30 protein-coding genes are annotated in these 24151 nt (G+C 58.2%); 14 read left to right on the forward strand and 16 right to left on the reverse strand.

The annotated features are described in order from the left end of the window. Positions 1 to 62: 62 nt before the first annotated feature. Positions 63 to 1037 (reverse strand): SDR family NAD(P)-dependent oxidoreductase, encoded by a 975-nt coding sequence (locus tag ACQZ6F_RS29160; protein WP_449095557.1) that lies wholly within the window; start codon positions 1035 to 1037, stop codon positions 63 to 65. 115 nt (positions 1038 to 1152) lie between these two features. Here ACQZ6F_RS29160 and ACQZ6F_RS29165 point away from each other — a divergent pair, with 115 nt between their 5' ends. Beyond that, positions 1153 to 1791, forward strand: coding sequence for a TetR/AcrR family transcriptional regulator (locus tag ACQZ6F_RS29165; RefSeq protein WP_449095556.1), 639 nt, complete (start codon positions 1153 to 1155; stop codon positions 1789 to 1791). A gap of 251 nt (positions 1792 to 2042) precedes the next feature. Here ACQZ6F_RS29165 and ACQZ6F_RS29170 read toward each other — a convergent pair whose 3' ends face one another. The 4 genes from ACQZ6F_RS29170 to ACQZ6F_RS29185 form a co-directional block, all read right to left on the reverse strand. After that, positions 2043 to 2927: an alpha/beta fold hydrolase gene (locus tag ACQZ6F_RS29170; protein ID WP_449095555.1), complete on the reverse strand. Its 885-nt coding sequence runs from the start codon at positions 2925 to 2927 to the stop codon at positions 2043 to 2045. 103 nt (positions 2928 to 3030) lie between these two features. After that, positions 3031 to 3498 carry a VOC family protein gene (locus ACQZ6F_RS29175; RefSeq protein ID WP_449095554.1) on the reverse strand — a complete coding sequence of 156 codons (468 nt, stop codon included), beginning with the start codon at positions 3496 to 3498 and terminating at the stop codon, positions 3031 to 3033. A 30-nt stretch (positions 3499 to 3528) separates the two neighbouring features. After that, positions 3529 to 4584: an alpha/beta hydrolase gene (locus ACQZ6F_RS29180; protein ID WP_449095553.1), complete on the reverse strand. Its 1056-nt coding sequence runs from the start codon at positions 4582 to 4584 to the stop codon at positions 3529 to 3531. A 10-nt stretch (positions 4585 to 4594) separates the two neighbouring features. After that, positions 4595 to 5806, reverse strand: a complete 1212-nt coding sequence (locus ACQZ6F_RS29185) for an alpha/beta fold hydrolase (RefSeq protein ID WP_449095552.1) — start codon at positions 5804 to 5806, stop codon at positions 4595 to 4597. Positions 5807 to 5880: 74 nt separating this feature from the next. Here ACQZ6F_RS29185 and ACQZ6F_RS29190 point away from each other — a divergent pair, with 74 nt between their 5' ends. Further along, positions 5881 to 6804, forward strand: coding sequence for a LysR family transcriptional regulator (locus ACQZ6F_RS29190; RefSeq protein WP_449095551.1), 924 nt, complete (start codon positions 5881 to 5883; stop codon positions 6802 to 6804). A gap of 579 nt (positions 6805 to 7383) precedes the next feature. On the opposite strand, the gene ACQZ6F_RS29195 is transcribed toward ACQZ6F_RS29190, so the two are convergent. After that, entirely contained in the window at positions 7384 to 7866 is a 483-nt protein-coding gene (locus ACQZ6F_RS29195; protein ID WP_449095550.1) for an Lrp/AsnC family transcriptional regulator, read from the reverse strand. A 169-nt stretch (positions 7867 to 8035) separates the two neighbouring features. Between ACQZ6F_RS29195 and ACQZ6F_RS29200 the strand changes: the two genes are divergently transcribed. From ACQZ6F_RS29200 to ACQZ6F_RS29225, 6 genes are all read left to right on the forward strand, one after another. Further along, a complete protein-coding gene (locus tag ACQZ6F_RS29200) occupies positions 8036 to 8815 on the forward strand; it encodes an ABC transporter ATP-binding protein (protein ID WP_449095549.1) in 780 nt (259 codons plus the stop codon). Between the two features lie 44 nt (positions 8816 to 8859). Then, positions 8860 to 9633 carry a transporter substrate-binding domain-containing protein gene (locus tag ACQZ6F_RS29205; RefSeq protein ID WP_449095548.1) on the forward strand — a complete coding sequence of 258 codons (774 nt, stop codon included), beginning with the start codon at positions 8860 to 8862 and terminating at the stop codon, positions 9631 to 9633. Positions 9634 to 9645: 12 nt separating this feature from the next. Next, the gene (locus ACQZ6F_RS29210) at positions 9646 to 10371 is read left to right on the forward strand and encodes an ABC transporter permease (protein ID WP_449095547.1); all 726 of its coding nucleotides are present in this window, start codon (positions 9646 to 9648) and stop codon (positions 10369 to 10371) included. A gap of 12 nt (positions 10372 to 10383) precedes the next feature. Next, the gene (locus ACQZ6F_RS29215; protein WP_068391307.1) at positions 10384 to 11073 is read left to right on the forward strand and encodes an ABC transporter permease; all 690 of its coding nucleotides are present in this window, start codon (positions 10384 to 10386) and stop codon (positions 11071 to 11073) included. A 63-nt stretch (positions 11074 to 11136) separates the two neighbouring features. After that, entirely contained in the window at positions 11137 to 12075 is a 939-nt protein-coding gene (locus ACQZ6F_RS29220) for a homocysteine S-methyltransferase family protein (protein ID WP_449095546.1), read from the forward strand. Positions 12076 to 12121: 46 nt separating this feature from the next. Next, positions 12122 to 12256: a hypothetical protein gene (locus ACQZ6F_RS29225; protein ID WP_449095545.1), complete on the forward strand. Its 135-nt coding sequence runs from the start codon at positions 12122 to 12124 to the stop codon at positions 12254 to 12256. Positions 12257 to 12580: 324 nt separating this feature from the next. On the opposite strand, the gene ACQZ6F_RS29230 is transcribed toward ACQZ6F_RS29225, so the two are convergent. The 6 genes from ACQZ6F_RS29230 to ACQZ6F_RS29255 all read right to left on the reverse strand — a co-directional run bounded on the left by ACQZ6F_RS29230 (position 12581) and on the right by ACQZ6F_RS29255 (position 17315). Next, complete coding sequence (locus ACQZ6F_RS29230) at positions 12581 to 13681, reverse strand: alkene reductase (RefSeq protein ID WP_449095544.1); 1101 nt, start codon at positions 13679 to 13681, stop codon at positions 12581 to 12583. A gap of 50 nt (positions 13682 to 13731) precedes the next feature. After that, positions 13732 to 14376 carry a glutathione S-transferase family protein gene (locus ACQZ6F_RS29235; protein ID WP_449095543.1) on the reverse strand — a complete coding sequence of 215 codons (645 nt, stop codon included), beginning with the start codon at positions 14374 to 14376 and terminating at the stop codon, positions 13732 to 13734. Positions 14377 to 14419: 43 nt separating this feature from the next. Further along, on the reverse strand, positions 14420 to 15166 hold the full coding sequence (locus ACQZ6F_RS29240) for an SDR family NAD(P)-dependent oxidoreductase (RefSeq protein WP_449095542.1): 747 nt from the start codon (positions 15164 to 15166) through the stop codon (positions 14420 to 14422). Between the two features lie 92 nt (positions 15167 to 15258). Then, the gene (locus tag ACQZ6F_RS29245) at positions 15259 to 16095 is read right to left on the reverse strand and encodes an alpha/beta fold hydrolase (protein WP_449095541.1); all 837 of its coding nucleotides are present in this window, start codon (positions 16093 to 16095) and stop codon (positions 15259 to 15261) included. 33 nt (positions 16096 to 16128) lie between these two features. Then, positions 16129 to 16539, reverse strand: coding sequence for a nuclear transport factor 2 family protein (locus ACQZ6F_RS29250; protein WP_449095540.1), 411 nt, complete (start codon positions 16537 to 16539; stop codon positions 16129 to 16131). A gap of 29 nt (positions 16540 to 16568) precedes the next feature. Beyond that, the gene (locus tag ACQZ6F_RS29255) at positions 16569 to 17315 is read right to left on the reverse strand and encodes an SDR family NAD(P)-dependent oxidoreductase (RefSeq protein WP_449095539.1); all 747 of its coding nucleotides are present in this window, start codon (positions 17313 to 17315) and stop codon (positions 16569 to 16571) included. A 172-nt stretch (positions 17316 to 17487) separates the two neighbouring features. On the opposite strand from ACQZ6F_RS29255, the gene ACQZ6F_RS29260 reads away from it, so the two are divergent. The 6 genes from ACQZ6F_RS29260 (at position 17488) to ACQZ6F_RS29285 (ending at position 21532) form a co-directional block, all read left to right on the forward strand. Next, on the forward strand, positions 17488 to 18396 hold the full coding sequence (locus ACQZ6F_RS29260; protein ID WP_449095538.1) for a LysR family transcriptional regulator: 909 nt from the start codon (positions 17488 to 17490) through the stop codon (positions 18394 to 18396). 21 nt (positions 18397 to 18417) lie between these two features. Next, a complete protein-coding gene (locus ACQZ6F_RS29265; protein ID WP_449095537.1) occupies positions 18418 to 18678 on the forward strand; it encodes a hypothetical protein in 261 nt (86 codons plus the stop codon). 257 nt (positions 18679 to 18935) lie between these two features. Beyond that, complete coding sequence (locus ACQZ6F_RS29270; RefSeq protein ID WP_449095536.1) at positions 18936 to 19817, forward strand: NmrA family NAD(P)-binding protein; 882 nt, start codon at positions 18936 to 18938, stop codon at positions 19815 to 19817. Positions 19818 to 19840: 23 nt separating this feature from the next. Next, positions 19841 to 20215: a hypothetical protein gene (locus ACQZ6F_RS29275; RefSeq protein ID WP_449095535.1), complete on the forward strand. Its 375-nt coding sequence runs from the start codon at positions 19841 to 19843 to the stop codon at positions 20213 to 20215. Between the two features lie 63 nt (positions 20216 to 20278). Continuing rightward, the gene (locus ACQZ6F_RS29280; protein ID WP_449095534.1) at positions 20279 to 20995 is read left to right on the forward strand and encodes an SDR family oxidoreductase; all 717 of its coding nucleotides are present in this window, start codon (positions 20279 to 20281) and stop codon (positions 20993 to 20995) included. A 54-nt stretch (positions 20996 to 21049) separates the two neighbouring features. After that, positions 21050 to 21532, forward strand: coding sequence for a MarR family winged helix-turn-helix transcriptional regulator (locus tag ACQZ6F_RS29285; RefSeq protein WP_449095533.1), 483 nt, complete (start codon positions 21050 to 21052; stop codon positions 21530 to 21532). A gap of 156 nt (positions 21533 to 21688) precedes the next feature. Here the strand turns inward: ACQZ6F_RS29285 and ACQZ6F_RS29290 are convergent, their stop codons facing one another. The 4 genes from ACQZ6F_RS29290 to ACQZ6F_RS29305 all read right to left on the reverse strand — a co-directional run bounded on the left by ACQZ6F_RS29290 (position 21689) and on the right by ACQZ6F_RS29305 (position 24147). Further along, positions 21689 to 22213, reverse strand: a complete 525-nt coding sequence (locus ACQZ6F_RS29290) for an invasion associated locus B family protein (RefSeq protein ID WP_449095532.1) — start codon at positions 22211 to 22213, stop codon at positions 21689 to 21691. A 178-nt stretch (positions 22214 to 22391) separates the two neighbouring features. Continuing rightward, positions 22392 to 22865 (reverse strand): DUF4189 domain-containing protein, encoded by a 474-nt coding sequence (locus tag ACQZ6F_RS29295; RefSeq protein WP_449095531.1) that lies wholly within the window; start codon positions 22863 to 22865, stop codon positions 22392 to 22394. Further along, positions 22862 to 23557: a hypothetical protein gene (locus ACQZ6F_RS29300; protein WP_449095530.1), complete on the reverse strand. Its 696-nt coding sequence runs from the start codon at positions 23555 to 23557 to the stop codon at positions 22862 to 22864. Before ACQZ6F_RS29300 ends, ACQZ6F_RS29295 begins: the two co-directional genes overlap by 4 nt. A gap of 14 nt (positions 23558 to 23571) precedes the next feature. Continuing rightward, positions 23572 to 24147: an invasion associated locus B family protein gene (locus ACQZ6F_RS29305; protein ID WP_449095529.1), complete on the reverse strand. Its 576-nt coding sequence runs from the start codon at positions 24145 to 24147 to the stop codon at positions 23572 to 23574. Positions 24148 to 24151: the final 4 nt, after the last annotated feature.

Raw genomic sequence — 24151 nt, forward strand, 5'->3', positions numbered from 1 at the left:
TTACGCCTATAGATTTTGGACAATTTCAGATGATATCTCTGCGACCCGAAGGCAGTCGGGCTTCAGGACACCGCGCTCAAAGATGCCGGGTGAGACAAGTCGGCGCCGGAGACCTTGACGACCGCCTGCCACGCGGCCTCCTGGCTGGCGCGAACGTGGAGGTGTGGTTCGCGCTGCAGTTCCATCGGGCCGGAGAACTTACCCTTGGCCGAAGCGAAGAACTGCCCCGAGCGGTCGGTTCCGAATTCCGACGCCTGGATGTAGCGACTGGCCGCAACCTCCGGCGTCTGATTCATGCCGGGAACGAGGTTCACGATCGGAATCATCAGATACTTCAACAACGGGCCAGCGTTTCGCGCGACTTTGGTGGCGTTCGACGCACCGGGCGAGACAGCGTAGACGGCCATACCGGACGGAAGCCGGCGCGCCAGCGCCTCGGCCCACCAGGCGATCATTAGCTTCGCGTCGGCATACGCAGTGTTAGGCGAGTACTTCACGTTTGGTCCACTGCGGATTAGGGCTTCAGCAGCCGCGGTTTGGTCGTCCCTGTAGTATTGGGCCGCGAACGCCGGCAGGTCGGTATATTTGAACATGGGCACGCCGCCGCGTGCAGGCTCCGCGCTGGTGATGACAATCCGCGCCTCGGGGCTCAGCAGGTTGGCGTTGAGCAGCCCAACGGTCAGATCATGATGGCCGATAAGCGGGGCCTGGGACGCTTCAACGCCTTCCGCAGTGATCACGCGCTTCTTGGTCGGGACCAATCCGGCATTGAGCAGCAGAAAATCGATCGGCCGACCGCGCTTGACCAGCTCGGCGACGGCAGACTTGGCGCTGGCGGCCCTGTTCAGATCAAGCTCCAGCGGCGTGAAGATCCGCTTCTTGGCCTCGTCGGCGAGTTGGGCGGCGGTTTCCTTGGTCTTGGCCAGGCTGCGCCCCGTCACGATAACCTCCTGCCATCCCCCATCGGCGAGCAAGCGAGCTGCGGCATAACCGAGCCCCGACGTAGCGCCGGTGACCAGAACGATTGAATGTCTCATATTTGGTTCCACCGTGAGAGAAGGTCGAATCGTGAGGCCACGAGCCAGCTTGCTAATTATGGACTGAAATCTTATATATTCGTGCAAATCGAACGGTCAAGGATTTTTGGACTAAATGCGAAATAATTCGACCCGGCCGCGGGGGCGGCCGCGAAACTTCAACGAAGGCGAAGCGCTCGATAAAGCGACGCGGATCTTCTGGTCGAAAAGCTACGATGGTGTCGCGATTGACGATCTCATCGCAGGCATGGGTGTGGGACGGCAAAGCCTGTATTCGGTCTTCGGAGACAAGCGGACGCTCTTCCTACGTGTCCTGCGGACATATGCAGAGCGAAAAGGCGCCGCTGCGGCCAAGGCGCTCTTCACGCCACCGGCTCTTCGTGACGCGATCGCCGGCTTCCTGAGGCATGCCGTGGAAGTTGCGACCGAGGAAGGGGCGGTCCGAGGATGCCTAATGGTGTGCGTCGCGCCGCTCGTGGACGATGCTGAGGTCAGGCAGTTTCTGAAGGACGCCGCGGCTGCCGGCGTAGCGCTCGTGGAGCGTCGTTTCTGCGACGGCATCGAAGCGGGCGAAATTCCGCCTGACTTTTCTGTCACCACGCGCGCGCGCCAGGTTATTGACCTTGCCCGCGGTCTGACGATGCATGCGCAGCTGGGCGCGCCGCGCAATACGCTTCTGAGAGATGCTGACGAAGCTGCCGAATTGGTGCTGCTGCCGCGCTTCAAGCAACCGGTTCCGGACGGGGCGAAATGATACGCTTGCGCGTTAGTTCATATAAGCCGATTGCGGACGCTTAAGGCGTCTTTGCTCTTGAATGGAATCGGACAACTGACCCGAAATCGTCCGCAATGGGCGGATCGATTTCCCAGAAGTTTCTCAGCTTTAAGGCAACGCGTCTGCAAACGACTTGCCCAGCCTTCGATTGGCTTCCGTAACGAGAGCGCCACTCCCTTGGATACGCATAAAGTCCTCCATCGATGACCCCAATCGTCGCGCTCTTTTCCTCAGAGCTGGGGCAAACTCTCAAGCATCAGCTGTGCGACGGAGGCAGCCTCGTCAATGTGTGGCCAATGACCGGCGTCGAGGACGTGGACGATGGCCCCGCGCATCTGCGCTTGCATGTGCTTTGCCACGCTCACGTGCAGATAGGGGTCCGACTGGCCCCAAATCAGTACAAAGGGAACTTCAGTGCGACGAAGCTCGGTATATCGTGCAGTATTTGCCGTCACCTCGTCATGCAGCTTAAACGTCATCTGCGCGAAGGCATCGCCTGCACCTTGTCGGAAGTTACTGTCGATGATTGGGCCGAGGACCTCGGTATACCGAGCCCTTTGCGCTTCATTGAGGCCAACCTGCATTTGCTCGCGTTGAAAGTTTAGAAGCCAGGCGAACTGCTGTGGGCTCGCGAGAAAGTGGCGAGAGAGCGCTTTTAGATTCTTATTCCCGAAAAGCTCAATGAATTCAGGCACACGTAGGCCCGGTGCCTCCCCATAGAAAGCATTGATAAGACACACTGCGGCGGTTCTGTCAGGGCACTCAAGCCCGAAGTTTACTGCTGCCGGACCGCCAGCGTCGTGACCAACAGGAACGATCATGTCTAGGTCGAGGACGTTGACCACTGCCTTCAAGTCATCAAGCTGTTGTTCGAAGCTGTAACGCGCCCCCTTTGGCTTGTCGGAGTTGCCAAAGCCGAGGAAATCGAGCGCAATGACCCGCCGGCCTGCTGAAGTTAGGTGCGGAATAAGCTCATCGTAGATGTGGCTGTTATCGGGAAAGCCATGAAGCAGGACTAGGGCGGGGCCCTCGCCCGCAAACTCGCGAGCGCGTAGGCTCCCACGATCCCGCGGGATGCGATGCTCGGTAGCGCTGATCTGCGAAATTGTCGTCATTGCCATCTCCTTCCCGAGGATGGCCGCGCCTTTTCCTCGATAGCGGATGGGAGGCCGCAGAGCACCGCCTGCCCTCCCATCTCTGTTGTGTCGGGGTCTCTGCTCAGCTTTCGCCAACCGTTGGTGCGATCACTTCCAGTAGGTTGCCCCAAGGATCGCAGAAGAAAGCAAGACGTAGTCTCAGCACGGGGACATCATGCGGTTCGCTAATGATCTTGACGTCTCGGCGCTTGAGTTCCTCAACCGCAGCGTCAACGTCATCGACGCGGATGCCCAGATGGTGCCATCCCGAAAGCGTGTAACTATCACGGAAATCCGAATAGGCGGGACGGTCGGTGGCATCTGGACCGGCCATGATTTCGAAACTAAAACTATCGTCGGTTGCCGGCGAAACAAAGCCAAACGTAAGATTTCCAACGACAGCTGACTTTACCAGCCGGAAGTCGAGCTTGGTCGTGTACCACGCGATGGCCGCGTCGAAATCGGGCACCCGGATCCCGGCGTGATCAACTTTCCAGGAAGCAAAAGGACTGGGCTTATTCGCCGAGGCTGACGTTTCAGGTGCAGTCATTTTTGATCCTCATTTTGCCTTTCTTGGCGACTACGCGAGCTGCTGGGTTCTGGTCCACGATAGAATGTCCTCGCTCACTCCGGATTTCCGTTCGAGCGGCAACCAATGGCCCGCGACCTGGTGTGTCACCGCTAGATTCGAGCATGCTTGGCGCATGGGATCTCCGATACGGCTCAGATTAACGTCGCAAAGGCCATCCAGATCGCCATTCACAAACAGAACTGGCGAGCGAAGGCGGCCCCCATCCGGCGCTGTTTTGGCATAGGCAATGTTCGCGTCATCGTTCAAATACCAGGCATTTCCAGCTCGAAATCCGTGCGCTTGAAATGCCGCTACCAACGCATCGAAGTCCGCAGGCGGCCAAAGCGCGAGATCGGGCGTCACCGCAGGCGCATGATGAGCGGAGCCGAACCAGCCGCCATTTCGTGTCACCATCGCGGAACGGTAGGGTTGCCCCTTAGAAGCCGGATTTGCTCGCCGATAGATGGCCGCGAGAGTCGCGGGGATATCTGCATCGAAATCGCTGACCGTCTGCTCGAATTGATCGACGTAGAAACGACAGTAATCCCACTGCCCGTCGGGGTATTGATCCAACGGGTACAGTTCCCGATTGATGAGTGGAATGAGATTGGCCAAGGCGAAACCGTCCGAGAAATACGGAACGGAAATCAGTACCACGCCTCGACAGCGCTCGGGATGGTGCGCGGCGAAGGCTCCGGCCACTGGGCTTCCCAGATCATGGCCGACCCAGATTGCGGGCCCGCCACCAAGGCTATCGTGCAGTTCGACCATATCTTGGACGATCTCGCTAAGGGCATAGGCATTTGAATCCGATGGAGCGGAAGACCCGCCGTAGCCTCTCATGTCTGGGGCGACGCAATGCCATCCTTCAGAAGCAAGAGCATGCATCTGCGCCCGCCATATGAGGCCGATCCCGGGCCAGCCATGGAGGAAGATCATCAACGGTCCATCGCTCGGTCCCGCTTGCCAGAAGTGGGTGGTGTGACGAAGCGAGCTAATGGTTCGGTCGCTCATGAATCCGGAGCCACGGATATTAAACTGAGAATCGCTATTGGCGTTCTGCATGATGCGCCACCTAACCAACTGACCGTGCGAAAGTGACGAGGTCCTGGTTTACTCGATCCGTCGCTTCGTGCTGCACCCAGTGGCCGACACCCGCTAGACCGACATATCCTTTGAGGCCAGGAAGACGGTCGCGCATTGTCTCCTCGGTCAGGTGATAAATGGGAAACAGGCCATCCGCCCTGCCCCATACAAAATATGAGGGTTGCGAAATCTTCGTGCCCGCATATGCGGCCGATAATTCAAAGAATGGCTGTACAGCACGGTAGTAGTTGAGCGCCCCGTGAAAGCCGGTCCGCTGGAACTCTTTTATATTGTGCTGAACATAATCCGGCTCGAACCACGCAGGAAGTTGACCCGGCGCCCTGCGATGCAGGCTGCGTGTCGGGTCGAGTGGGTTCCAGGCTTCGGCGGCAGAAGCGGAACCGGAGGCCCAATAGAGGGCGCCCGGAATGGTTACTGTTGCATCCGCCCACGTCTGATCCGCTGCGGGCTGGATTTGTTCAAACATGTAGAAATCTTTTTCGTGTCCCGCAGCCCGCATCGCATCAAGAACACTGTCCTTTCCACGCGGCGAATAAGGGACCGCAAGACAGAACACGGCCTTAAAGCGATCAGGTCGCATCAAGGCGGCATTCCAAGCAACATTCGCGCCCCAATCGTGGCCCACCACAATGGCCTGCGGCACCTGTAGAGCGTCAAGGAGTCCCACAAGATCACCGACTGTCTGCAACGGCGTATAGAGTGCTGGGTCCGTCGGCGCCGATGACCCCCCATATCCCCGCATATCTGGAGCGATAGCCCGAAAACCAGCGGACGCGACCGCTTGCATCTGTTTGCGCCAGGTGTAGGCAGTATCGGGAAAGCCGTGCACGAAAAGGATGGTCGGTCCACTACCGACTTCCGTGACATGCAAGGAGATATTATTGGTCGCGATATCGTATGCCTTGAAGGCTGCGTTATCTCTAGCATTCTCTGCTTTGGACATCTGTCCCTCCAGCAAGCTCACAACGGTGACAGCGCCTGCCATGAGTATCGTGCGGCGAGATACGGTGCTGGCCTGATTTTTGGTGCTGCTCATGATAACGTTGACCACTTTACATAAATTCTTGGGTTCGGCGCGGTGGAACTTTGGCGCCTGGAAAAATCGTTGGAGGCAGAAGGCGCTGTCATCCCCTGCGGGATGGCAATCATGCTGCCGCTTGGTGTAAGTAACAACTTCCAAACTTGGGCGGAATACACTAAAGATGGCAGCGTCCCTCCCATTTTTTGGTAGCAATGATGGATCGTTTAGGTTCGATGTCGATCCTCGTCACAGTGTCTGAGACAGGCAGCCTCTCTGCCGCCGCTCAGCGTCTCAATGCACCGCTGACGACCGTAAGCCGAAAAATAGCCGATTTGGAACGCCATCTTGAAACCCAGCTACTGACCCGCTCCAGCCGCAGAATAACGTTAACGGACGCCGGTAAGTCGTATGTTGCCGCCTGCAAAAGGATTCTTGATCAGGTCGTAGAAGCAGAGCGGAGCGCCAAAGGCGAGTATACGTCTCCAAGGGGCGAAATACGCATTACGGCACCTATTGTTCTCGGCCGATTGCACCTGGTGCCAGTTCTGTCTGAATTTCTCCAGGCGTATCCGGACATAGACGCGCGACTCACACTTGTAGATCGACTGGTTGATCTAATGGAGGAAGAGATCGATGTTGCCCTCCGGGTGGGGGAGCTGCCGGATAGTATGCTAGTTGCGACACGGATCGGTAGCGCGCATCGTATATTTGCCGCCAGTCGTTCTTATCTCAGACGGAAAGGAACGCCGAGGGCGTCAGCTGATCTCGCCCGCCACGACTGCATTGGCGTCCAAGGCTTTACAGTTCCAAGTTTCTGGGGTTTTCCCAACGATGGCACGCTTCCGACCCGCTACCGTCTCATCGTCAATTCCACGGACGCTGCCTGTGAAGCTGCCAAGAGTGATCTCGGGATTATTTCTGTTTTCTCTCATCACATTACATCATCTTTCCAAGATGGATCTCTTGTTCCGGTCCTGCCAGCCTTAGGGCGGCCGGCCCTTCCTCTCAGCTTAGTGCGGACGCCGGGGGGATACGAGCCGGTTAAATTACGGGCCTTTTTCGACTTTGCTACGCCTCGACTAAAAGCACGGCTCTCGACTGCTCACGACGAGTTTTTGACCGCCTTGGCGCAAGCCGCGCTTCTAGATAAAGGATAGGATGTGTCTGCCCCATATAGTCCGATGCCACCTCCCAGCGCGGCAAGCAGTTCAACACGCCGGCGGTCCTCGCTTTCTTCCTCCCATTCGTCGCTCCGGGTTCGGCGGACTAAACCGCGATCATTTTCGTGGGCTCAACTATAATCCGGTTGTCCAGGTCGTCTCCTCTTCGATCTCGTCCCAGGCCCGGGCGCGCACTTCTCCACGGCGGTCAAAGCCACTCTGGAAATGCGCAACAGACTTAAAGAATTCGTGTCGTTAGCTTCTGTCGGACAACTGAGGGCAATGACTGCACGTCGTCACACTGCTTGCTGTGACCAAGGGCAAGAAACTCGCCTGGCCGGAGGCCAGGGGTTCGCTCAGAATGTCTTCCAACGTCTGCCAACAGATGGATCTTCCGCGAGCTCAAGCTCTTGAAAGGATACGAACTGCGGGGTCTGAATCAAAAGGTAGGTAATCTGACGAACCTCAGTACCACAGCAGACTTTCGGCATACGCTTTGTTTGCTTCTTCACTCCCTCCCTTGAACAGCACTTTCAGTGCGGCAGAAATACCACCAAGTGATCGACGACCAAGATTCTAATTGTTGTCCTCCCCGATCGCCAGTGGAACGAAGAGACCCAACTTGACGTCGCGCAGCACCACGTTCGTATGCATGCGCCGGATCTGAGGATTCTCCGTCATGATCACGGCGGCAATATCGTCATAGTGCTCGACATCGCGCGCAGTGATGATTGCAATGAGGTCGACGGCGCCGGTGACATAATAGACCTGCTGAATATGATCCTGCTTTTCCGCCCAGAGGCGGAATTTGGCAAGCGCATCGTAATTGTCCCGGTCAATTTCCATCCCGGTGATGAATACCATGGGGGTGCCGGTCGTCTTGCGGTCAACGACGGCGACTTCCGCCTTGATGATCCCCTCCTCCCGCAAACGCTTCAAGCGCCGCTGCACGGCTGAAGTCGAAAGCCCTACCTCTTCGGCGATGGTTTCCGCCGTGAGTTGGCAGTTGCGTTGAACGATATCGAGAATATCGCGATCGAAGCGATCCAGTCTTTCCATCCTTGTCCAACCCCAATGGCGAAATTGCCCGACGATGCCGGCATTCTATCACATTATATGCAGCAGGAACAAATTTCCGCATATATTATGCAAAATGACTGGAATTTGCGCGCAAAAGCGGCAGAGATCCGCGATATTCTCCGCGAATTATTTTTCACCGGAATTGCGTATGATAGAATCTCCTCCCCCGGCGCTTCGTGTGGATGATCTTCACAAGAGCTTTGGTCCGCATGAAGTCCTCAGAGGCGTATCGGCGCAGGCTCAAAAAGGCGATGTCATTTCGATCATCGGTTCGTCGGGCTCGGGAAAGAGCACTCTTCTGCGCTGCATCAATCTACTGGATATACCCGATAGAGGCCGCATCACCATAAACGGCGAGGAAGTCGCCCTGAGGCGTACCCGCAGTGGGCAGATGCAGCCGGTGAGCTGGAGGCAGATCGAGCGACTGCGCACCGGCCTCGGAATGGTCTTCCAAAGCTTCAATCTCTGGGCTCACCGAACCGTACTCGAAAACGTCATCGAGGCGCCGATCCATGTCATGGGGATTGCCCGCCGCGAGGCCATCGAAAAGGCGGACGCGCTGCTCAACAAGGTTGGGCTCTACGAAAAACGCGATGCCTATCCTGCATTCCTTTCCGGCGGCCAGCAGCAGCGCGCCGCCATTGCCCGGGCGCTTTGCGTCGATCCCGCCGTCATGCTGTTTGACGAGCCGACCTCCGCACTCGATCCGGAACTGGTCGGCGAAGTGCTCAAGGTCATCCGCGATCTCGCCGAGGAAGGTCGCACCATGCTGCTCGTTACTCACGAAATGCGCTTTGCCCGCGATGTCTCCAGCCACGTAGTTTTCCTGCATCAGGGGCGGATCGAAGAGGAAGGCCCGCCGAAGCAAATATTCGACGCTCCATTGAGCGCTCGCTGCCGTGAGTTCACCGGCACTCTAAGCCACTGATCCTTAATTGATTTTTAGAAAACCACATCTGGAGAATCCCGCGAATGAAAATGCTCCCCATGCTTCTTGCCGGCCTCACGCTTGCGCTTTCCCCTATCGCAGCACAGGCCGAGATCCGCTTCGGCATCATGAACGAATCTTATCCGCCCTTCTTCGCAAAGGACGCCTCCGGTGCGTGGCATGGATGGGAAATCGACCTGATGAACGCCGTCTGCGAGCAGATGAAGGAGAAATGCTCGATCGTCGAGCTTTCCTGGGATGGCCTCATTCCGGCGCTCCAGAGCAAGAAGTTCGACGTGATCTGGTCGTCCATGTCAAACACCGCGGAGCGCTCCAAGGTCATCGACTTCACCGACAAGTATTACAATGCGCCAAGCACCCTGATCGGCCCGAAGGACCAGAAGCCTGGCGCGGCCGCCGACGACGTGAAGGGCAAGACCATTGGCATTCAAGTGTCCACCATTCAGTCGGAATATTATAAAAAGTACTTCGCCAAGGTTGCCGACGAGAAGACCTACCAGACGCTCGACGAGGCATTCCAAGATCTCGCCGCCGGCCGCATCGACTATGTCTTCGGCGATTCGCTTGCTCTTGACGCCTTCCTCAGCAGCGATAGTGGCAAGGATTGCTGCGCCAAGATGGGCGATGTCGCCGACGACAAGGAGATACTGGGAGCCGGCGTTTCCGGGGGCTTGCGCAAAGGCGACACGGAGCTGAAGGCCAAGCTCAATGCAGCAATCGCTGCGCTACGCTCCGACGGCAAGTACGACGAAATCACCAGGAAATATTTCAACTTCGACATCTATGGCGCAAAATAAGCGATCCCAACGATGGCGACCACTCAACAGGATATTCTCGACCTGCTCTCTCCCTATCCACCCGGATGGGGCGGGACCTTGCTCGTGGGTGCCGTCTCGACGATCGCCATTTCCGCCGGCGCCTTTCTGATCGGCCTTGTGCTCGGGACAGGCGGCGCACTTGGCAAGCTCTCGGGCAACAGGCCGCTGCGCCTGCTGCTCGACCTTTACACGACAGCTATCCGCGCCATCCCCGAATTGATCCTGATTGTCGGGCTCTATTATGCCGGCATGGACGGCCTCAACCGGCTTTTGGTTGCACTCAGCCTGCCCATGATCGAGGTCAACGGTTTTGTCGTCGCGGTTGCAGTGCTCGGCTTCGTGCAGGGTGCCTATATGACGGAAGTGCTGCGCGGCGCGATTCTCGCCATCCCGACCGGCCAGATTGAGGCGGCGAAGGCCTTCGGCATGGGATCATGGCTGCGTTTTCGCCGTATCATCCTGCCGGCATTATTGCCGAACGCCCTGCCAGGTCTGGCCAATCTTTGGATGTCCGTTACCAAGGACAGCGCGCTGGTCGCCGTCGTCGGCTATCAGGAACTGGCACTCGCCACGCGTCTCGCAGGCGCGAGCACCAAGCACTACTTCATCTTCTTCCTGGCGTCCGCTCTTCTGTATCTCGCCCTCACACTCGTCTCCAACGCCGTCTTCGGACTGATCGAGCGTCGGATGCGGCGCGGCCAACCGACGCTTGCCTGAGGAGTACGCCAGATGACTTTCTCATGGATAACTTCCTACTGGCCACTTCTATTGGCAGGCGCCGGCCAGACGATATTGCTGCTGTTGATATCCGTCGTCTTCGGCTTCCTCCTCGCCATCGGTCTGGCCTTCGCGCAAGTCAGCGGCGGTCTGCTCGTGCGAAATATCGCTCGAGGTTACTGCACCTTCTTCCGAGGTACACCGCTCCTGATCCAGCTCTGGCTTCTCTACTATGGCGTTGGCTCGCTATTGCCGATGATCCCTGGCATCCGTCAGAGCCTGCTTTGGCCGGTCCTACGCGAAGGCTTCTTCTTTGCGGCCGTCAGCTTCACACTGAACTATGCCGCCTACGAGGCGGAAGTGTTGCGGGGAGCATTGCTGGCAGTGCCGAAGGGGGAATTGGAAGCGGGACGTGCATTCGGCATGCGACCCTTCACGCTGATCCGGCGCATCTGGCTGCCGCGCGCCATTCGCATCGCATTGCCGACGATCGGCGGCGAAATCGTCATGCAGCTCAAGGCAACGCCGCTCGCCTTTACCGTTACGGTGATGGATCTCTATGCGGTCGCCAGCAAGGTGCGCCAGGACACGCTGCTCGTCTATGAGCCGCTGATCGTCGTAACGGTCTTCTATCTCATTCTCACCGCCATCATCGCGCGCACCTTCCGGGTGCTGGAGGCGCAGGTGCCAGTCCGGCGCTAGCGCCACAGCAAAAAGGAGGGACTGCCCGCGCGCGGTCCCGAAGCATTCAAGGAAAGCTTACACATGAGCAAACTCTACATTCTCGATGGCGGCATGAGCCGCGAACTCCTGCGTCTGGGCGCCGAACTGAAGCAGCCGGAGTGGTCAGCATTGGCGCTGATCAATTCGCCGGATATAGTGCGACAGGTCCATGAAGAGTTCATCGTCGCCGGTGCGGACATCATCACCACCAATAGCTATGCGCTGGTCCCGTTCCACATCGGTGAGGAACGTTTCTGGCGGGAGGGTGTGGCGCTTATCGCACGCGCGGGCCAATTGGCGCGCGAGGCGGCCGACAATTGCGCGGATCGAAAAATTCTGGTCGCCGGCTCGCTGCCACCCATATTCGGCTCCTATGAGCCGGAAAACTTCGATCCATCGCGGGTCCAGGATTATCTCAAGGTCCTGGTAGAAAACCTCGATCCCTATGTCGATGTCTGGCTTGGCGAGACCCTAAGCTTGATCGCCGAAGGGGAAGCGGTCCGTTCCGCGGTCGCGGCGACCGACAAGCCATTCTGGATTTCATTCACACTGGCCGACGACACAGCCCAGAGAAACGGCGTGGAACCGAAATTGCGTTCCGGTGAGTTGGTCGAAAACGCAGCAGGATGGGCGGTGTCTTCCGGCGCCGAGGCGCTTTTGTTCAACTGCAGCAGACCGGAAGTGATGCAGGCCGCAGTCGATGCGGTTGTTCGCGTCGTTGAAAATAGCGGATCAACGCTACAGATCGGCGTCTATGCCAATGCCTTCGAGGGGGAGCAAGGCGAATCCGCCGCCAATAAGGGCCTGCACGCTACCCGCAACGATCTGAATGACGACACATATTCGCGCTTCGCCTGCTCGTGGGTGGAGGCCGGAGCAACGATTGTCGGTGGTTGCTGCGGGATTGGTGCCGGACACATCCATCAGCTCGCGCAAAGCCTCTTGAAGAAGAGAAAGCTTTCAGCTCACGTCTTGTCGTGAGGATAGCCGTACCTTCGCGAAGCTATTTGGTATCGAGCATGCTCTCGTGCTGCGCGAACTCAATGTGTTGGCAACAGGAGACGAACTGCTGGTGATTGCAAAACGCGATCCGCGCTCGCTTCGCAGCCATTTCGATCTGACAGCCACTGCTCGTGCGATGTTGGATACCTTCGATCGGTAGCAATTGCCCGATCGAGAACGCCTTTACCCTTCCGAAAAGATACTGCAAATATCTTTAAGCTTTTGAAAGGAATCGAACCTGCTGACCATTAGTCCAATTGACACCAAGCCACTGATTATATGCGGATAGTATCCTTTATCGCGTTTTGGGGGCACCATGCCAAGATCCCATCACCTCTTCCCAATACTCATCGTTGATCGTGGCAAAAAAGCGGCTCGCCGTCGAAGGACCCACCTTTGACGACGCCCCTGATACGAGGCGCAAGCCACAGCCGCGGGTCGCAAGGTGGATGTCCCATCGGCAATACCTCCGAAGCGGATGGGATTACGCCGGCACATCGCGGCCATAAGCTGAAAAATCCGTGTAATTCCGCTCATCACCACCCCAAAAAGCCTCGCGCACATAGGGCGTGAGCGGCAGGTTACGACGAAAACGCTTCGGAAGATCGGGGTTCGATGTGAAGAACCGGCCAAAGGCAACGGCGTCAGCATCGCCGCGCTCCAGGATCGCTTCAGCGCCATCACGGTCAAATCCACCTGCCGCGATAATGGGCCTATTGAAAATCTTGCGCAGATAGGAAGACGCGACAGGCGCCTGCCCTTCATGCACCGTTTCGACGCCGCTCACCCGCGGCTCGATAATATGCAAGTAGGCTAGCCCGTAAGCATTCAGCGCCTCGGCAAATGCGCCGAAAGTCGCCTGCGGATCGCTGTCGGAAATCGCGCCCCAGGTGCCACTCGGCGAGATACGCACTCCGACGCGGTCCGCTCCGAATACCGAGATCAAGGCCTCGGTGAGTTCCAGCGGGAAGCGCATCCGATTGGCGATGGAACCGCCGTAAACATCCGTGCGCTTGTTCGTGCCGTCCTGGAGGAAGGTGTCGGCAAGATAGCCGTTTGCGGCGTGCAGTTCGATCCCGTCGAACCCTGCCGCCTTTGCGCGTTCGGCGCCAAGGCGGAAGCTCTTGATGAGCGCAGGGATTTCGTCGAGTGCGATCTCTCGATGCGGCGAGACAGGCACCCAGCCATTTTGCGTGAAGGCTTTTCCTTCAAACGGCACGACGGAGGGCGCGATCGGAGAAGCGCCGTCACTGAGATCGACATGACTCTGACGGCCATCATGAGCAATCTGCATGACGATCATACCGCCTTTGGCATGAACCGCGTCGGTGATCTGGCGCCACCCGACCACATGTCCGTCGGTGTAGATGCCGGGTGCACCGATATAGCCACGGCTGTCATGAGAGGGGTGGGCGGACTCGGTAATGAACAGTCCCCCCTGCGAGGCCCGCTGGCGATAGTAGTCCACCATCATCGAGCTGGGCGTCTCGTCCGGCAGCGCACGTAGCCGGGTCGTTGGAGCGTGGACAACGCGATGACCGAGGTCAAGCGCGCCGATCCGCACGGAAGTGAAGAGCTTGGACATGATATGTACCTGAGGATGTTCCTGGAAGGCGGAATTGGATTTCGAGAAGGTCAGGCCGAGAAACTCTCGCGGCCTGACAGGGCGTGGTACCAGCGACGGGTTGCCGCATTCGCTTCAGGGATCGCAAGCTGGAGCGCATTGGTAGCGAAACCGATTGTCACGAAGGCCGTAATATCGGCGGCCGACAGGTCGGCTCCCGCGATGAACGGCTGCTCGTTTAGGCGAGCCTCGAGGTCGGCGTAGAAATCTTTCACCCGTTCCATGCCGCGTTCGACCAGAGCCGGGATCTGCTCATAATCATGCGGGCCGGCGATCGCGCGCGCCTTGAGGCCGGCAGCGCGGTTGCGGACCGTCTCCATGACGGCCGCGAAGCCTTCAAGCTCCATCCGCCGTTCCCACATCTGGATGACGGCCTTTTCCTTGGGACGGGAACCGAGCAACGGCCTGTCTGGAAAGGCTTCATCAAGATAGCGCATGATGGCAGGGACTTCCCCGATCGCGGTGCCGTCTTCCAGCACCAGCGTCGGGACGACGCGGCGCGGATTGATCGCGACATAGGCGTCGGAGAATTGTTCCTTGGTGCCGAGATCGACGGGAACCTGGGCAAGCGAGACGCCCTTTTCGGCAAGGAATATACGGACACGCCGCGAATTTGGCGAACCGTTCGACTGGTAGAGCTTCAGATTGGCGTTCATGATGGTTGTCCTTGAATGATTAACTTGGCAAGTGAGGTTGTGATCAGAGCTTGGAGCCGCCATCGACATGCAGCGTCTCGCCGGTGACCCAGCGGGCATTGGTGGAAGCAAGGAAGGCAACGGCATCCGCGATGTCTCCCGGCTCGGCCATCCGCTTCAGAGCCTGCATGCCGAGCGTGAACTCGCGACCCTGGTCGGTCTTTGCAAAACTCGACATGTCGGTCGGCACGACACCAGGCGCCACGGCGTTGACGCGGATGCCTTTCGGTCCGAGCGCAACGGCGAAGTGCTTGACGAGGGTATCGATGGCGCCTTTGGTCGATGCGTAGGCCGACAGATTGCCAACCGCAGCATCTGCCGCGAGCGAGGAAAGCAGCACTATGCTCGAGTTCTCGCCGAGGATCGGCAAGAGCTGCTGGACCAGGAAGAAGGGAGCGCGAACATTGATGGCAAACAACCGATCAAAATCCTCGACCGTGGTTTCCTCGATCGTCGCAGCCTGCGACGTGCCGGCATTGGCGACGAGGATATCCAGACGGTCGCCGACGATCGCGCGAACCTGCTTGGCAAGGTCATGAGGCCCGCTTGGCGAAGCAAGGTCCGCACCGAGGGCCTCGGCACGTCCGCCGGCATCGCGGATTTCCCTGACGACGGCCTTTGCTTCCTCGACGCCGCGGCCGTAGTGAACGAGCACCTGGGCTCCGGCCTTGGCAAGTGCGATTGCGGTGGCCCGGCCAATACCGCGGGAAGCGCCCGTGACAAGCGCGGTTTTACCTTTGCAGCCATTCATGATGGGATCTCCTTGAAGGTGTGGGTGACCGTTCGGCGTCCGCCTATTGCGAGCGCCGTCTGATCTTTGGATTATGGTGAAGTCGACTGGTTTTAGGCGTTCAGGAACAGGGTGGCGTGCGCCACGAACAGTTCCGGGTACTGGTAGAAGGAGCCATGATTGGCGTCCGGGTAGATGATGAGCTGCGCGTTCGGCAGGTTTTGCTGGAGCGTGTGGGAATGCTTCGTCGGGATGATGACATCGTTGCTGCCCTGCACGACGAGGACCGGCTGGCGGATCGTCTTCAGATAGTCCAGCACACCCTCGCTCGGGGTGATGTACTTACCGATTGCAGCGCCCTGCGCGGCCACGGTCTGCTGGCTGACATCAGGATCGCGCTCCTGGCGACGCAGCTTGCGTTCGATGAACCTCACGCCGGCGGCGCGGCTAGCCTTTGAGGGCGAGAAATGCACGGCGAGCCAGAGGTGCTCGGGCGGATCATAGGTGCCGGAGAAGATGGCGTTCGACTGGCTTTCGGACATGTCGTTGCCGCGATGGCCGGTCCCGACGAGGATCAGCTTGCGAACGAGGTCCGGAGCCTGAACCGTGATCTCCTGGGCAACGAAACCACCGATCGAGAAGCCGAGCACGTCGACCTTGGAGAGACCCAGGGCATTGATGAAGGCGATTGCGTTGGCGCCCATCTCCGGGAAGCTCGAAGGCGTTTCTCCCGAGGAGTTCGCCACGCCGGCATTGTTAAACAGGATCACTTCGCGGTCCTTGGCGAGGCCGTCGGTCACGGCCGGATCCCAATAGTCCATCGTGCCTGTATAGTGCTGGTTGAAGACAAGCGGGACGCCGCCCTGCTTGCCGAAGCGGCGATAGGCGAAGCGGATGCCGTTAGCTTCGACGAACTGCGTCGAGACGGTGTCGTGGGTATCGTTGCTCATCGCAAACTCCATCTGTGAAATCAGTTGAACACTTCAGTGGGTCTTGAGGCCGTGCGACAAACCGACCGCGTCAAGCAGCGCCTGCGGCTCGAAATAGGCGACCCAGATCGACTTCGCCTTGCCGCCTTCGACGGTCCAGTGCTCGGAAATCTTGATCATCCTGTCGGTACCGGTGACACCGATGTTGATCAGCGCCACCACATCATTACCTTCGGCGAAAAAGGTGTCGTAGCCGAAGCGCGAGAAATCGAGCACATCAGGCAGTTTCGGCAAAACCTGATCGCGGAAGAAGTCGGCTCCGGGATGCACACCGCCCCACGGCAGATAGTTGGGAGCGGTGGTTGTGAAGTCCGGGTGAAGGTAGGGACCGAAGTCCGTCAGTCGACCTCGCCTGCCCGACTGATAATAGGCATCGACGATTTCTTTAGGGGAAAGCGTGTCCATCTTAAGAACTCCAGCGGGAAACAGCAACATCAGCCGGCGGTCTTGCCACCATCTACGGTGATGATCTGCCCGGTCACGAACGACGCGGACGGCGACGCCACGAAGAGAATTGCCGCAGCAATTTCATCTGGCTTGCCAACCCGACCGAGCGGGACCGATTTTGCGAGCCAGGATTTGCGATCCTCCGAACCCGTGAACCGATCGAGCATGCCGGTATCGGTCGGTCCCGGTGCGACGGCATTGACGTGGACGCCGTGCGGCGCAGCTTCCAGGGCCGCAGACTTTGTCAGGCCCTCGACGGCATGCTTGCTCGCCGAATAGATCGAAGCGCCAGCAGCACCTTCATGGCCATAGGTGGAAGAGACGTTGACGACACTACCGTGGCCCTGTGCCTGCATGACGCGCAGTTCATGCTTCAAGCTCAGCAAGGTACCAAGAACGTTCGTATCGAAGGTCTGCGCGTAGCTTTCCGCCGTCTGCTCGCCTATCGGTCCGGGCGTACCTTCCGTGCCGGCGTTGTTGATGGCGGCATTGATGTGGCCAAATCGGCTGACTGTGTAGTCGATCAGCGCTCGGACATCATCGTCGTCACGGACGTCGGCGCGAACAAATTCGGCCTGACCGCCGGCGGCACGCAGGCTGCTCACCAATGCCTCGCCGGTCTCACTATTACGCCCCGACACGACAACCGAATGGCCTGCCTGCGCTGCCGCGATGGCCGTTGCCCGGCCGATACCCGTGAGCCCACCGGTGATGAGAATGACTTGCTTTTCCATGGGATTTTCCTTTCCATGCTTAACGAAGCAATGGGTTCAGCCTCTGCAGGCGCATCTGTTTCTCGCGCTTGTCATCAGTGATTTCCATCTCGTTGAGGAATAGATAGGTGATCCTTGCCGGCGCGAAAAAGACTTTGTATGTTCGGGAGCGATACCTCAAAGGCATGACTCGATGGAACTGCGTCACCTTCGTTACTTCATTGCAGTTGCCGAAGAAGGCAGTCTGACGGTAGCCGCGGAAAAGCGGCTCCACACCGCGCAGCCGTCGTTGAGCCGCCAGCTTCGTGATCTGGAGCTTGAGGTCGGGACACAACTCTTCATCCGTAACGCCCGAGGTATCACGCTGACACCAGCGGGTACGGCGTTTCTCGATCATGCGCGCCTGGCGCTTGGTCAGGCACATGAAGCGATCGCCGCTGCCCGACGCGCCGCGAGACCAGCCAAGGCAACATTTGCAGTAGGCTTTCTCACAGGGCAGGAGGTCGACTGGCTACCGCACGTCACCCAAATTCTGCGCGAAGAGCTTCCGCGCATCGATTTCAAGGTGTCGAGCCTGTATTCGCCCGATGTCGCCGATGCGCTTCAGAGCGGCGAACTCGACCTGGGTTTCCTGCGCGTCGAACAGCGCCCGGACCTTATCTATAAGGTGGTCGCACGTGAGCCGCTCGTTGCGATCTTGCCCAGCGACCATCCCCTGGCCTCCGGGACCTCAATCTCTCCGCTAGATCTTGCGGCCGAGAACCTGATCGGATTTTCCGACGTCCCTCACGTCTTGCGCGAGGTCGTTGATGGCTATCTTCGTGACAACGGGATTGACGCGGCCCCCTCGCAGCGCATCGACAATTTCGCGATGGGGATTTCACTTGTCGCCTCAAAACGGGGGGTGGCACTTCTTCCCGCTTATGTCGAGCCGCTGCTTCCCTGGTCCGTGGTCAGCCGCCCGCTTGCAGGAAAGCCGCCGACGATCGATCTTGCTGTTGGGTATCGGCGGGATAACCCTTCCCCCACCCTGGCGGTGTTTCTTTCCAAGATCGATACGCTGATCGCCGCCGGACCAGCGGGTATACGTAGAAACAGCTGAATGTCGCGTGAGCGGTCTCCCATGCTGATCAACGATAATGCCTGCATCATAGAAATGTCGAAGGACGGGATCCTCGATAACGAAGAGCTCGGCCTGATCAACTGGTCGCCGACAAAGGCGGGAAGCCGGACATACCGTAACTATGACCCGTCAGTTCTGGAGCGTATCAATCAGATCCCGCAGGCCCAGCAGCTCGGTAACATCCTGAAGGGGATCGGTCCATTCCTCCAAATGCATGGGGCCCACAAACTCTCAAGCGAAGAGACAATCGCGTTTCTCTAAGGGCGCCGCACGGTCATGATTCGGAAAATCGCCGAACTGAATGCGGTTGAGGCCTTCATGAAAGGAGAGCTAGAGCGCTATCGAACCGCTGCCTCGGGCCCTTGAGAAGCCGTTCGCCGCTTCATTTCTCTAAATAGTTTAACGCGCGGAAGCATTGGTCTGGGGTCAAGTTTGATGCGCTCGGCTTGACAATAAGAGCATATGCTCCTATTTGGTGGTTATTAGGAGCATATGCTCTTTAAAGCGGAGATATGACAATGAGCGAAACAGATATCCTAGTCAGCGGCGCAACCGGACGCACTGGTGGTGCAGCGATCGACGAACTTCTTCAGATGGGTAGAAATATCCGAGCTTATGTCCGCTCGGATGACGACCGCGCAAAAGCATTGCGGGCGCGGGGCGTCGATATCGCTGTCGGCGACTTCACTGACATCGACCAGATCCGCGCGGCCATGGAGGGCATTCGGTCGGCATATTTCCTGCACCCGATAGCGCCTGGAATTCTCGGGGCTGCGGCCTACTTCGCGCAGGCAGCAAAGGAGGCGGGCGTCTCTGCGATCGTCAACATGTCGCAGATCTCGGCACGGCGGGAATCCGCCAGTCACGCGGCGCAGGACCATTGGGTGTCGGAACGAATGTTCGACTGGTCGGGCGTACTAACCACACATCTGCGTCCGACCTTCTTCGCCGACTGGCTCGTCTATCCCCATTTTGCCAAGGAGGTCTGGGCGTCGAAAAAGATCGAGTTTCCGTTCGAGAACGGCCGACATGCCCCGATCAGCTCAAATGACCAGGGCCGCGTGATCGCGCACCTTCTGGCGAAGCCAGAAGGCCACGGTGGCAAGATTTACACCCTCCATGGCCCCGTCGAGATGAATCATATCGAGATCGCCACTTCCATGAGCGAGGTTTTGGGAACCAATATCGAATATGCGCCGATGTCGATCGAGGCGTTCAAAGCCAAGATGGAGACCCTCTACAAGTTTCCGCCGTTTCTGGTGCAGCATCTGGTCGAGGTCGCCCAGAACTATCGGGAGGGCATCTTCGCCGGCACCAACGATGTTGTCGAGCAGATCACGGGAACCCCTGCCCTCTCGGTCCCGGAATTCATCGCCAGAAACCGCGACGCCTTCCAATGAGAGCGACGGTCAGGAGCAACATCATGCCCAAGGCCCATGAAGACCGCCATCCGTTCCTCGACGATCTCGCAGAGGACGCCGAACTCATCAGTTCCGTCCTCCGCGGACCCGTCGTCGGCCGCGCCGATATCCGTCGTGTCGTCGACGCCGTCGGATCTCTCTACGTCGAGCAGACGCCAACGTTTCTCGGGGCGTTCGGTTCAAGAACGCTTCTCGAATACCAAGCACGCCTCGTCAGCGGCGAACGCCTGGAGGCGAGCGTGGTGATTGACCACAACCCGGATGGTTCGGTCCCCCGCGTGAGCGTGCGCATGTCCTGCGTGGACGCCGTCGTGGCGCTCGCCGCACACCTCAAGTCAGCGCTTTCCGGCTCGATGCCAGAAGAGCTTTTCCTTTGAACCCATCAACCGGTTGCACCCGCCCGAGAGGCAAGCAGCCGAACGCCAACAAGGAGACGTGTCATGGAAATACACAACGAAACGATCTTCATTACAGGTGCCAATCGCGGCCTTGGTCTCGCTTTCGCGCGTGAAGCGGTCCGCCGCGGCGCTAAAAAGGTTTATGCGGGCATGCGAAACACGAATGGCTTCGACGAGCCCGGCATCGCGCCGATCCGTATCGACGTCACCGATCCAGCATCGGTTGCCACTGCTGCCGCGTCAGCAGCTGACACGACGGTCCTGATCAACAATGCGGGTATCGCCGCGCTGATCGACAATCCTCTGGCCGGCGATTTCGAGGCGCAGTCAAAGGCGTTGTTCGACGTGAACTATTATGGCCTTGCCCGCGTCACACAGGCATTCGAACTTGCTCTCTCGAAACAGCCGCATGCCGCCATCATCAACGTGCTTTCGGATATCGTATGGCTGCCGCGGCCTTATTTGACGCCCTATGCGGCCTCCAAGGCAGCTGCCTGGAGTTATACGAACCAGCTGCGTTTCCACCTCGCGGAACGCGGCATCCAGGTACTTGGTCTCCATGTCGGCTTCCTGGATACGGATCTCACGAACGGCATCGACGTGCCGAAGACCAGCCCTGTGCATGTGGCAATCCAGACCTATGATGCGCTTACAGCGGGGAAAAGCGAGATCATGGCCGACAAGGGCACGGTTCTGCTAAAGAGCACATTGTCGGACGAGCTTCCTGGCTACATTGCACCACCGCAAGGGTTGTTCTAACCCTTCCCGTGAGCCGGGGCGCCTTTGGCAAATAACATGAGGTCGCCCCGGAGAATGGTTTTGAAAGGAATGAAAATGCTATCGGTCAATCAGCCTCTGGGGATCGACCAGTGCAATTGCAACGCGATGCGCAAGGCAAGCCGGCAGATTACCCGCTTGTATGACGCCCATCTCGAACCTGTTGGTCTGAAGATTACGCAATTTCTGATCCTGGCAGCGCTCGCGGAAGCTGGCGGCGCGACTGTCAACGCTTTGGCTGAACGCCTCGACGTCGAACGCACGGCTATGGGGAAAATGGTCGGGTTTCTGGAGAAAGACGGACTGGTTTCCATCAAGCCCTCGCCGGAGGATGCACGTTTCCGGGTGATCGAGCTGACGCCCGAAGGCCATATCTTGCACGAAACGGCTTCACCGCTGTGGGTAGCAGCGCAGGAAGAGTTCTCGAAATTAAATGGGCCGGCAAATGTGGCCTCACTTCGGAAAGGCCTGACCGACATTGTTGTCGGCGATCTTTCCGCTAAAGCGTCAGGCGAGTGACCCAGACTTACATTGATGCTCGTGCCCAGGTTTCAAAATAGCTGGTCTTGAAGGGATTTGAACCAGCGAACCGGCCAATTGATAGTTTGGTATGTGTAGGACCGCAGCTCATTGTCAGTGAAAGTTATGCTGACGTTTTGCAATCGTCATGCGTTTCTATCTCGGGCTCAGAACGCCAACACGGTCGAGAGCTGCCGAAAGGCCACGCAGCGACACCTGAAAACTCAATGCCTTGTCCGGATCACCGATAACCTTGAGATTTAGGCGTGAGCCCGCTCGCAGCTTTGCAAGTGTTGCGGAATCGACGGGAAGCAGCGCAATGCACCCAGTCGGCAAACAGGTGCGGAAACGCACCGGCTTTAAAGCCGGCTGGTCATCGACATTCGGCGTAACGCCAGGGTCGAGGACTATGCCGAAGGGGAGAAGGAGCGTTGCGATTGCACTGCCATCGGCGCGCATCTGGATCTCCGCGGCAAGCAGTCTCTGACCATTTTGCTGGGTCTGGTCCTGAGAAACCGCGCATGTCGACACCTTGTCCCGCATGTTACAGGTCAGCCTCCAGTCCTGGTAGATCTCCTGGACAGTCGATGCCCCATTTGGCAGGGCCGACTGAGCAAAGGCTGCTGGAGCGAGCATAAACATGACGATCGAGCAAACAAGGGCAAACCCCGAATGACACATGCCATCGGCTCTCCTATAAGGTCGGGAAGATGTTGAAATCAACAATGCGATACCTCTTTCTGTTGCAAGGCTGACACGTTCTCAATTGGCGCAGTTGGGCCGCAGGGCGAACGAACGAGGTCGCATGACCAACCGGAATAATGGCTTTGACTGGCTGTCTACCCGTTGGTCTCACAAGTCACGTACATACCCACTCGCGGACCTTACATTGCAAACCTGAGCGCTCGCATGCCTTAAGTGCAAGATCTTCCGCTTCCTTGCGCGTCACTGCCGATTTTGCGCTCCAGGGCGTAAGGCGATTGCCTTGTTCCTTGCCGATGGCAAGCGCACCGCAGTGCTCATAGGGAAAGCCTGTGTTATCGTCGTCATCCCAGTGCCGATGATTGCGGAACACGGTCACCACGGCACAACTGCTACCCTTGTCCCGCTCGCAATGCTTGAGTGCGATATCCACGGCTTCCTGCCGCTTGTCGGCACCCCAGAAGAACCCGTATTTCCCATCGGGTGCGGAATAGGCGATGGCCGCCCATATACCACGTTCCTCAGGCGGAGGAGCTGGCGCCTGCTCTGTCGTAAAAAGATCGGCTGCTCCCAACTGGCCGGTTGAGACAAGCATCATACCGATCGCCGCAATGGCAGATCTCATTCTCATTTTGAGCCCCCTTGTTTTCCTGCCGCCGAGGCCACGGAAATGACAACGCAGCCGCTTCCGGTCGGCAGAAGCATGGCGTCCCCTCCGTCGTTGCCGAGTTGATAGACCCCGACCTGCCCGAAATTGTTGACGAGCTTGCTTCCGTTCGGAAACTTCGTCGAAATGTCCGGGCAAGAGGCTGTGAACGGTGCCACGCGAACCATCGAACCTTCGCATCCGGATGCCACGGGTGCTGCAAATACGATGCCGGCGGCAGGCCCGCTATAGCCCTGTGTTGCATAGTTCATGCCAACAAGCGCCTGCACCGCATGCTTGTCGGCAGCGTCGTTGTTCCAAATCGATTGGACGTTGTATTGTGTACCATTCGTCAACAGTTGCCCGAGAACCGGGAAAACGGTCGAACAGGATTGCAGGCCTGCCTGCTTGGCATGTTGCAGAAACGGCGTGTCGGGCAGCGCTTGATTGGCGTCATTCGCCGCAGCGACTGCCGGCTGTGATATGAAGTTTCCGACCACATCGTATCGGAGCGCTGCATAGCCGGCAGCTCCGGCTATCGCGATTGCGAGCAGCGAGAGAAGAGTGACCTTCCGCCATCTTCGCCCGGGCTTCGCTTGCTCGTCGCCCAGGTTCGGATTAGCGGCGTCGTTGCCGTTGCGGGACATGATGCGATCATGGATTGATTGCTGGTTCATTGAAAATCCGTCCGTTACCTTATCGCCTTAACGGCGGTCGAAAGGCCCTTGAGATTTGCAGTCACGCTGATCATCTGCCCGTCCGCCGTCGGATAGGAGATTGTTGGCGCGGTGCTTTTCGAAATCTGCTCACGCATGATGGCTCCGACCGGCAGCATGCCGACGCAGACCGTGTTGTTGCATCCGCTGAGCTGGACCTGTATCGGCTCCTTGCGCCCATCGAATTTCAGCGAGATACGGCCGTCGTTCTTGGCGACCGGTGCGGCGCGCAAGATCATATAGGGATCACCTTTGTTGGTGGCCGCGAGCGACCAGCTGAACGCAACCTGCCCTGCCTCGTTCTCGATGATCTGCGTGATGTTGCAAACCCGCTGACGCTTCTTCAGATTTTCGTCGCAGATCAGCGTCCAGTTCTCGAACGGGCGAATGGTCCTCTGATAGTCGCCGAACTTCAGCTCCGGAGGGACGACGACATCGGAAGGCTTTATGCGATAGTTGGAAGAAACAGCCTCCTGTCCGGCCGCCACCGAGCCGAACAGGAGCGCGCAAGCCATGAAAACCGGGACGCCGAGAAGCGCGCCTTTCAACATGGCC

Source organism: Rhizobium sp. A22-96 (assembly GCF_053521805.1).

What these genes read in the sequence shown, in the direction of transcription:
- ACQZ6F_RS29210 (WP_449095547.1), top strand. Translation starts at nt 9,646, where the DNA reads ATGGCGACCACTCAACAGGATATTCTCGACCTGCTCTCTCCCTATCCA.
- ACQZ6F_RS29190 (WP_449095551.1), top strand. Translation starts at nt 5,881, where the DNA reads ATGTCGATCCTCGTCACAGTGTCTGAGACAGGCAGCCTCTCTGCCGCC.
- ACQZ6F_RS29200 (WP_449095549.1), top strand. Translation starts at nt 8,036, where the DNA reads ATGATAGAATCTCCTCCCCCGGCGCTTCGTGTGGATGATCTTCACAAG.
- ACQZ6F_RS29260 (WP_449095538.1), top strand. Translation starts at nt 17,488, where the DNA reads ATGGAACTGCGTCACCTTCGTTACTTCATTGCAGTTGCCGAAGAAGGC.
- ACQZ6F_RS29215 (WP_068391307.1), top strand. Translation starts at nt 10,384, where the DNA reads ATGACTTTCTCATGGATAACTTCCTACTGGCCACTTCTATTGGCAGGC.
- ACQZ6F_RS29180 (WP_449095553.1), bottom strand. Translation starts at nt 4,584, where the DNA reads ATGCAGAACGCCAATAGCGATTCTCAGTTTAATATCCGTGGCTCCGGA.
- ACQZ6F_RS29265 (WP_449095537.1), top strand. Translation starts at nt 18,418, where the DNA reads ATGCTGATCAACGATAATGCCTGCATCATAGAAATGTCGAAGGACGGG.
- ACQZ6F_RS29280 (WP_449095534.1), top strand. Translation starts at nt 20,279, where the DNA reads ATGGAAATACACAACGAAACGATCTTCATTACAGGTGCCAATCGCGGC.
- ACQZ6F_RS29205 (WP_449095548.1), top strand. Translation starts at nt 8,860, where the DNA reads ATGAAAATGCTCCCCATGCTTCTTGCCGGCCTCACGCTTGCGCTTTCC.
- ACQZ6F_RS29240 (WP_449095542.1), bottom strand. Translation starts at nt 15,166, where the DNA reads ATGAATGGCTGCAAAGGTAAAACCGCGCTTGTCACGGGCGCTTCCCGC.
- ACQZ6F_RS29275 (WP_449095535.1), top strand. Translation starts at nt 19,841, where the DNA reads ATGCCCAAGGCCCATGAAGACCGCCATCCGTTCCTCGACGATCTCGCA.
- ACQZ6F_RS29255 (WP_449095539.1), bottom strand. Translation starts at nt 17,315, where the DNA reads ATGGAAAAGCAAGTCATTCTCATCACCGGTGGGCTCACGGGTATCGGC.
- ACQZ6F_RS29165 (WP_449095556.1), top strand. Translation starts at nt 1,153, where the DNA reads ATGCGAAATAATTCGACCCGGCCGCGGGGGCGGCCGCGAAACTTCAAC.
- ACQZ6F_RS29290 (WP_449095532.1), bottom strand. Translation starts at nt 22,213, where the DNA reads ATGTGTCATTCGGGGTTTGCCCTTGTTTGCTCGATCGTCATGTTTATG.
- ACQZ6F_RS29270 (WP_449095536.1), top strand. Translation starts at nt 18,936, where the DNA reads ATGAGCGAAACAGATATCCTAGTCAGCGGCGCAACCGGACGCACTGGT.
- ACQZ6F_RS29170 (WP_449095555.1), bottom strand. Translation starts at nt 2,927, where the DNA reads ATGACGACAATTTCGCAGATCAGCGCTACCGAGCATCGCATCCCGCGG.
- ACQZ6F_RS29230 (WP_449095544.1), bottom strand. Translation starts at nt 13,681, where the DNA reads ATGTCCAAGCTCTTCACTTCCGTGCGGATCGGCGCGCTTGACCTCGGT.
- ACQZ6F_RS29235 (WP_449095543.1), bottom strand. Translation starts at nt 14,376, where the DNA reads ATGAACGCCAATCTGAAGCTCTACCAGTCGAACGGTTCGCCAAATTCG.
- ACQZ6F_RS29300 (WP_449095530.1), bottom strand. Translation starts at nt 23,557, where the DNA reads ATGAACCAGCAATCAATCCATGATCGCATCATGTCCCGCAACGGCAAC.
- ACQZ6F_RS29305 (WP_449095529.1), bottom strand. Translation starts at nt 24,147, where the DNA reads ATGTTGAAAGGCGCGCTTCTCGGCGTCCCGGTTTTCATGGCTTGCGCG.
- ACQZ6F_RS29285 (WP_449095533.1), top strand. Translation starts at nt 21,050, where the DNA reads ATGGTTTTGAAAGGAATGAAAATGCTATCGGTCAATCAGCCTCTGGGG.
- ACQZ6F_RS29220 (WP_449095546.1), top strand. Translation starts at nt 11,137, where the DNA reads ATGAGCAAACTCTACATTCTCGATGGCGGCATGAGCCGCGAACTCCTG.
- ACQZ6F_RS29245 (WP_449095541.1), bottom strand. Translation starts at nt 16,095, where the DNA reads ATGAGCAACGATACCCACGACACCGTCTCGACGCAGTTCGTCGAAGCT.
- ACQZ6F_RS29160 (WP_449095557.1), bottom strand. Translation starts at nt 1,037, where the DNA reads ATGAGACATTCAATCGTTCTGGTCACCGGCGCTACGTCGGGGCTCGGT.
- ACQZ6F_RS29250 (WP_449095540.1), bottom strand. Translation starts at nt 16,539, where the DNA reads ATGGACACGCTTTCCCCTAAAGAAATCGTCGATGCCTATTATCAGTCG.
- ACQZ6F_RS29195 (WP_449095550.1), bottom strand. Translation starts at nt 7,866, where the DNA reads ATGGAAAGACTGGATCGCTTCGATCGCGATATTCTCGATATCGTTCAA.
- ACQZ6F_RS29175 (WP_449095554.1), bottom strand. Translation starts at nt 3,498, where the DNA reads ATGACTGCACCTGAAACGTCAGCCTCGGCGAATAAGCCCAGTCCTTTT.
- ACQZ6F_RS29295 (WP_449095531.1), bottom strand. Translation starts at nt 22,865, where the DNA reads ATGAGAATGAGATCTGCCATTGCGGCGATCGGTATGATGCTTGTCTCA.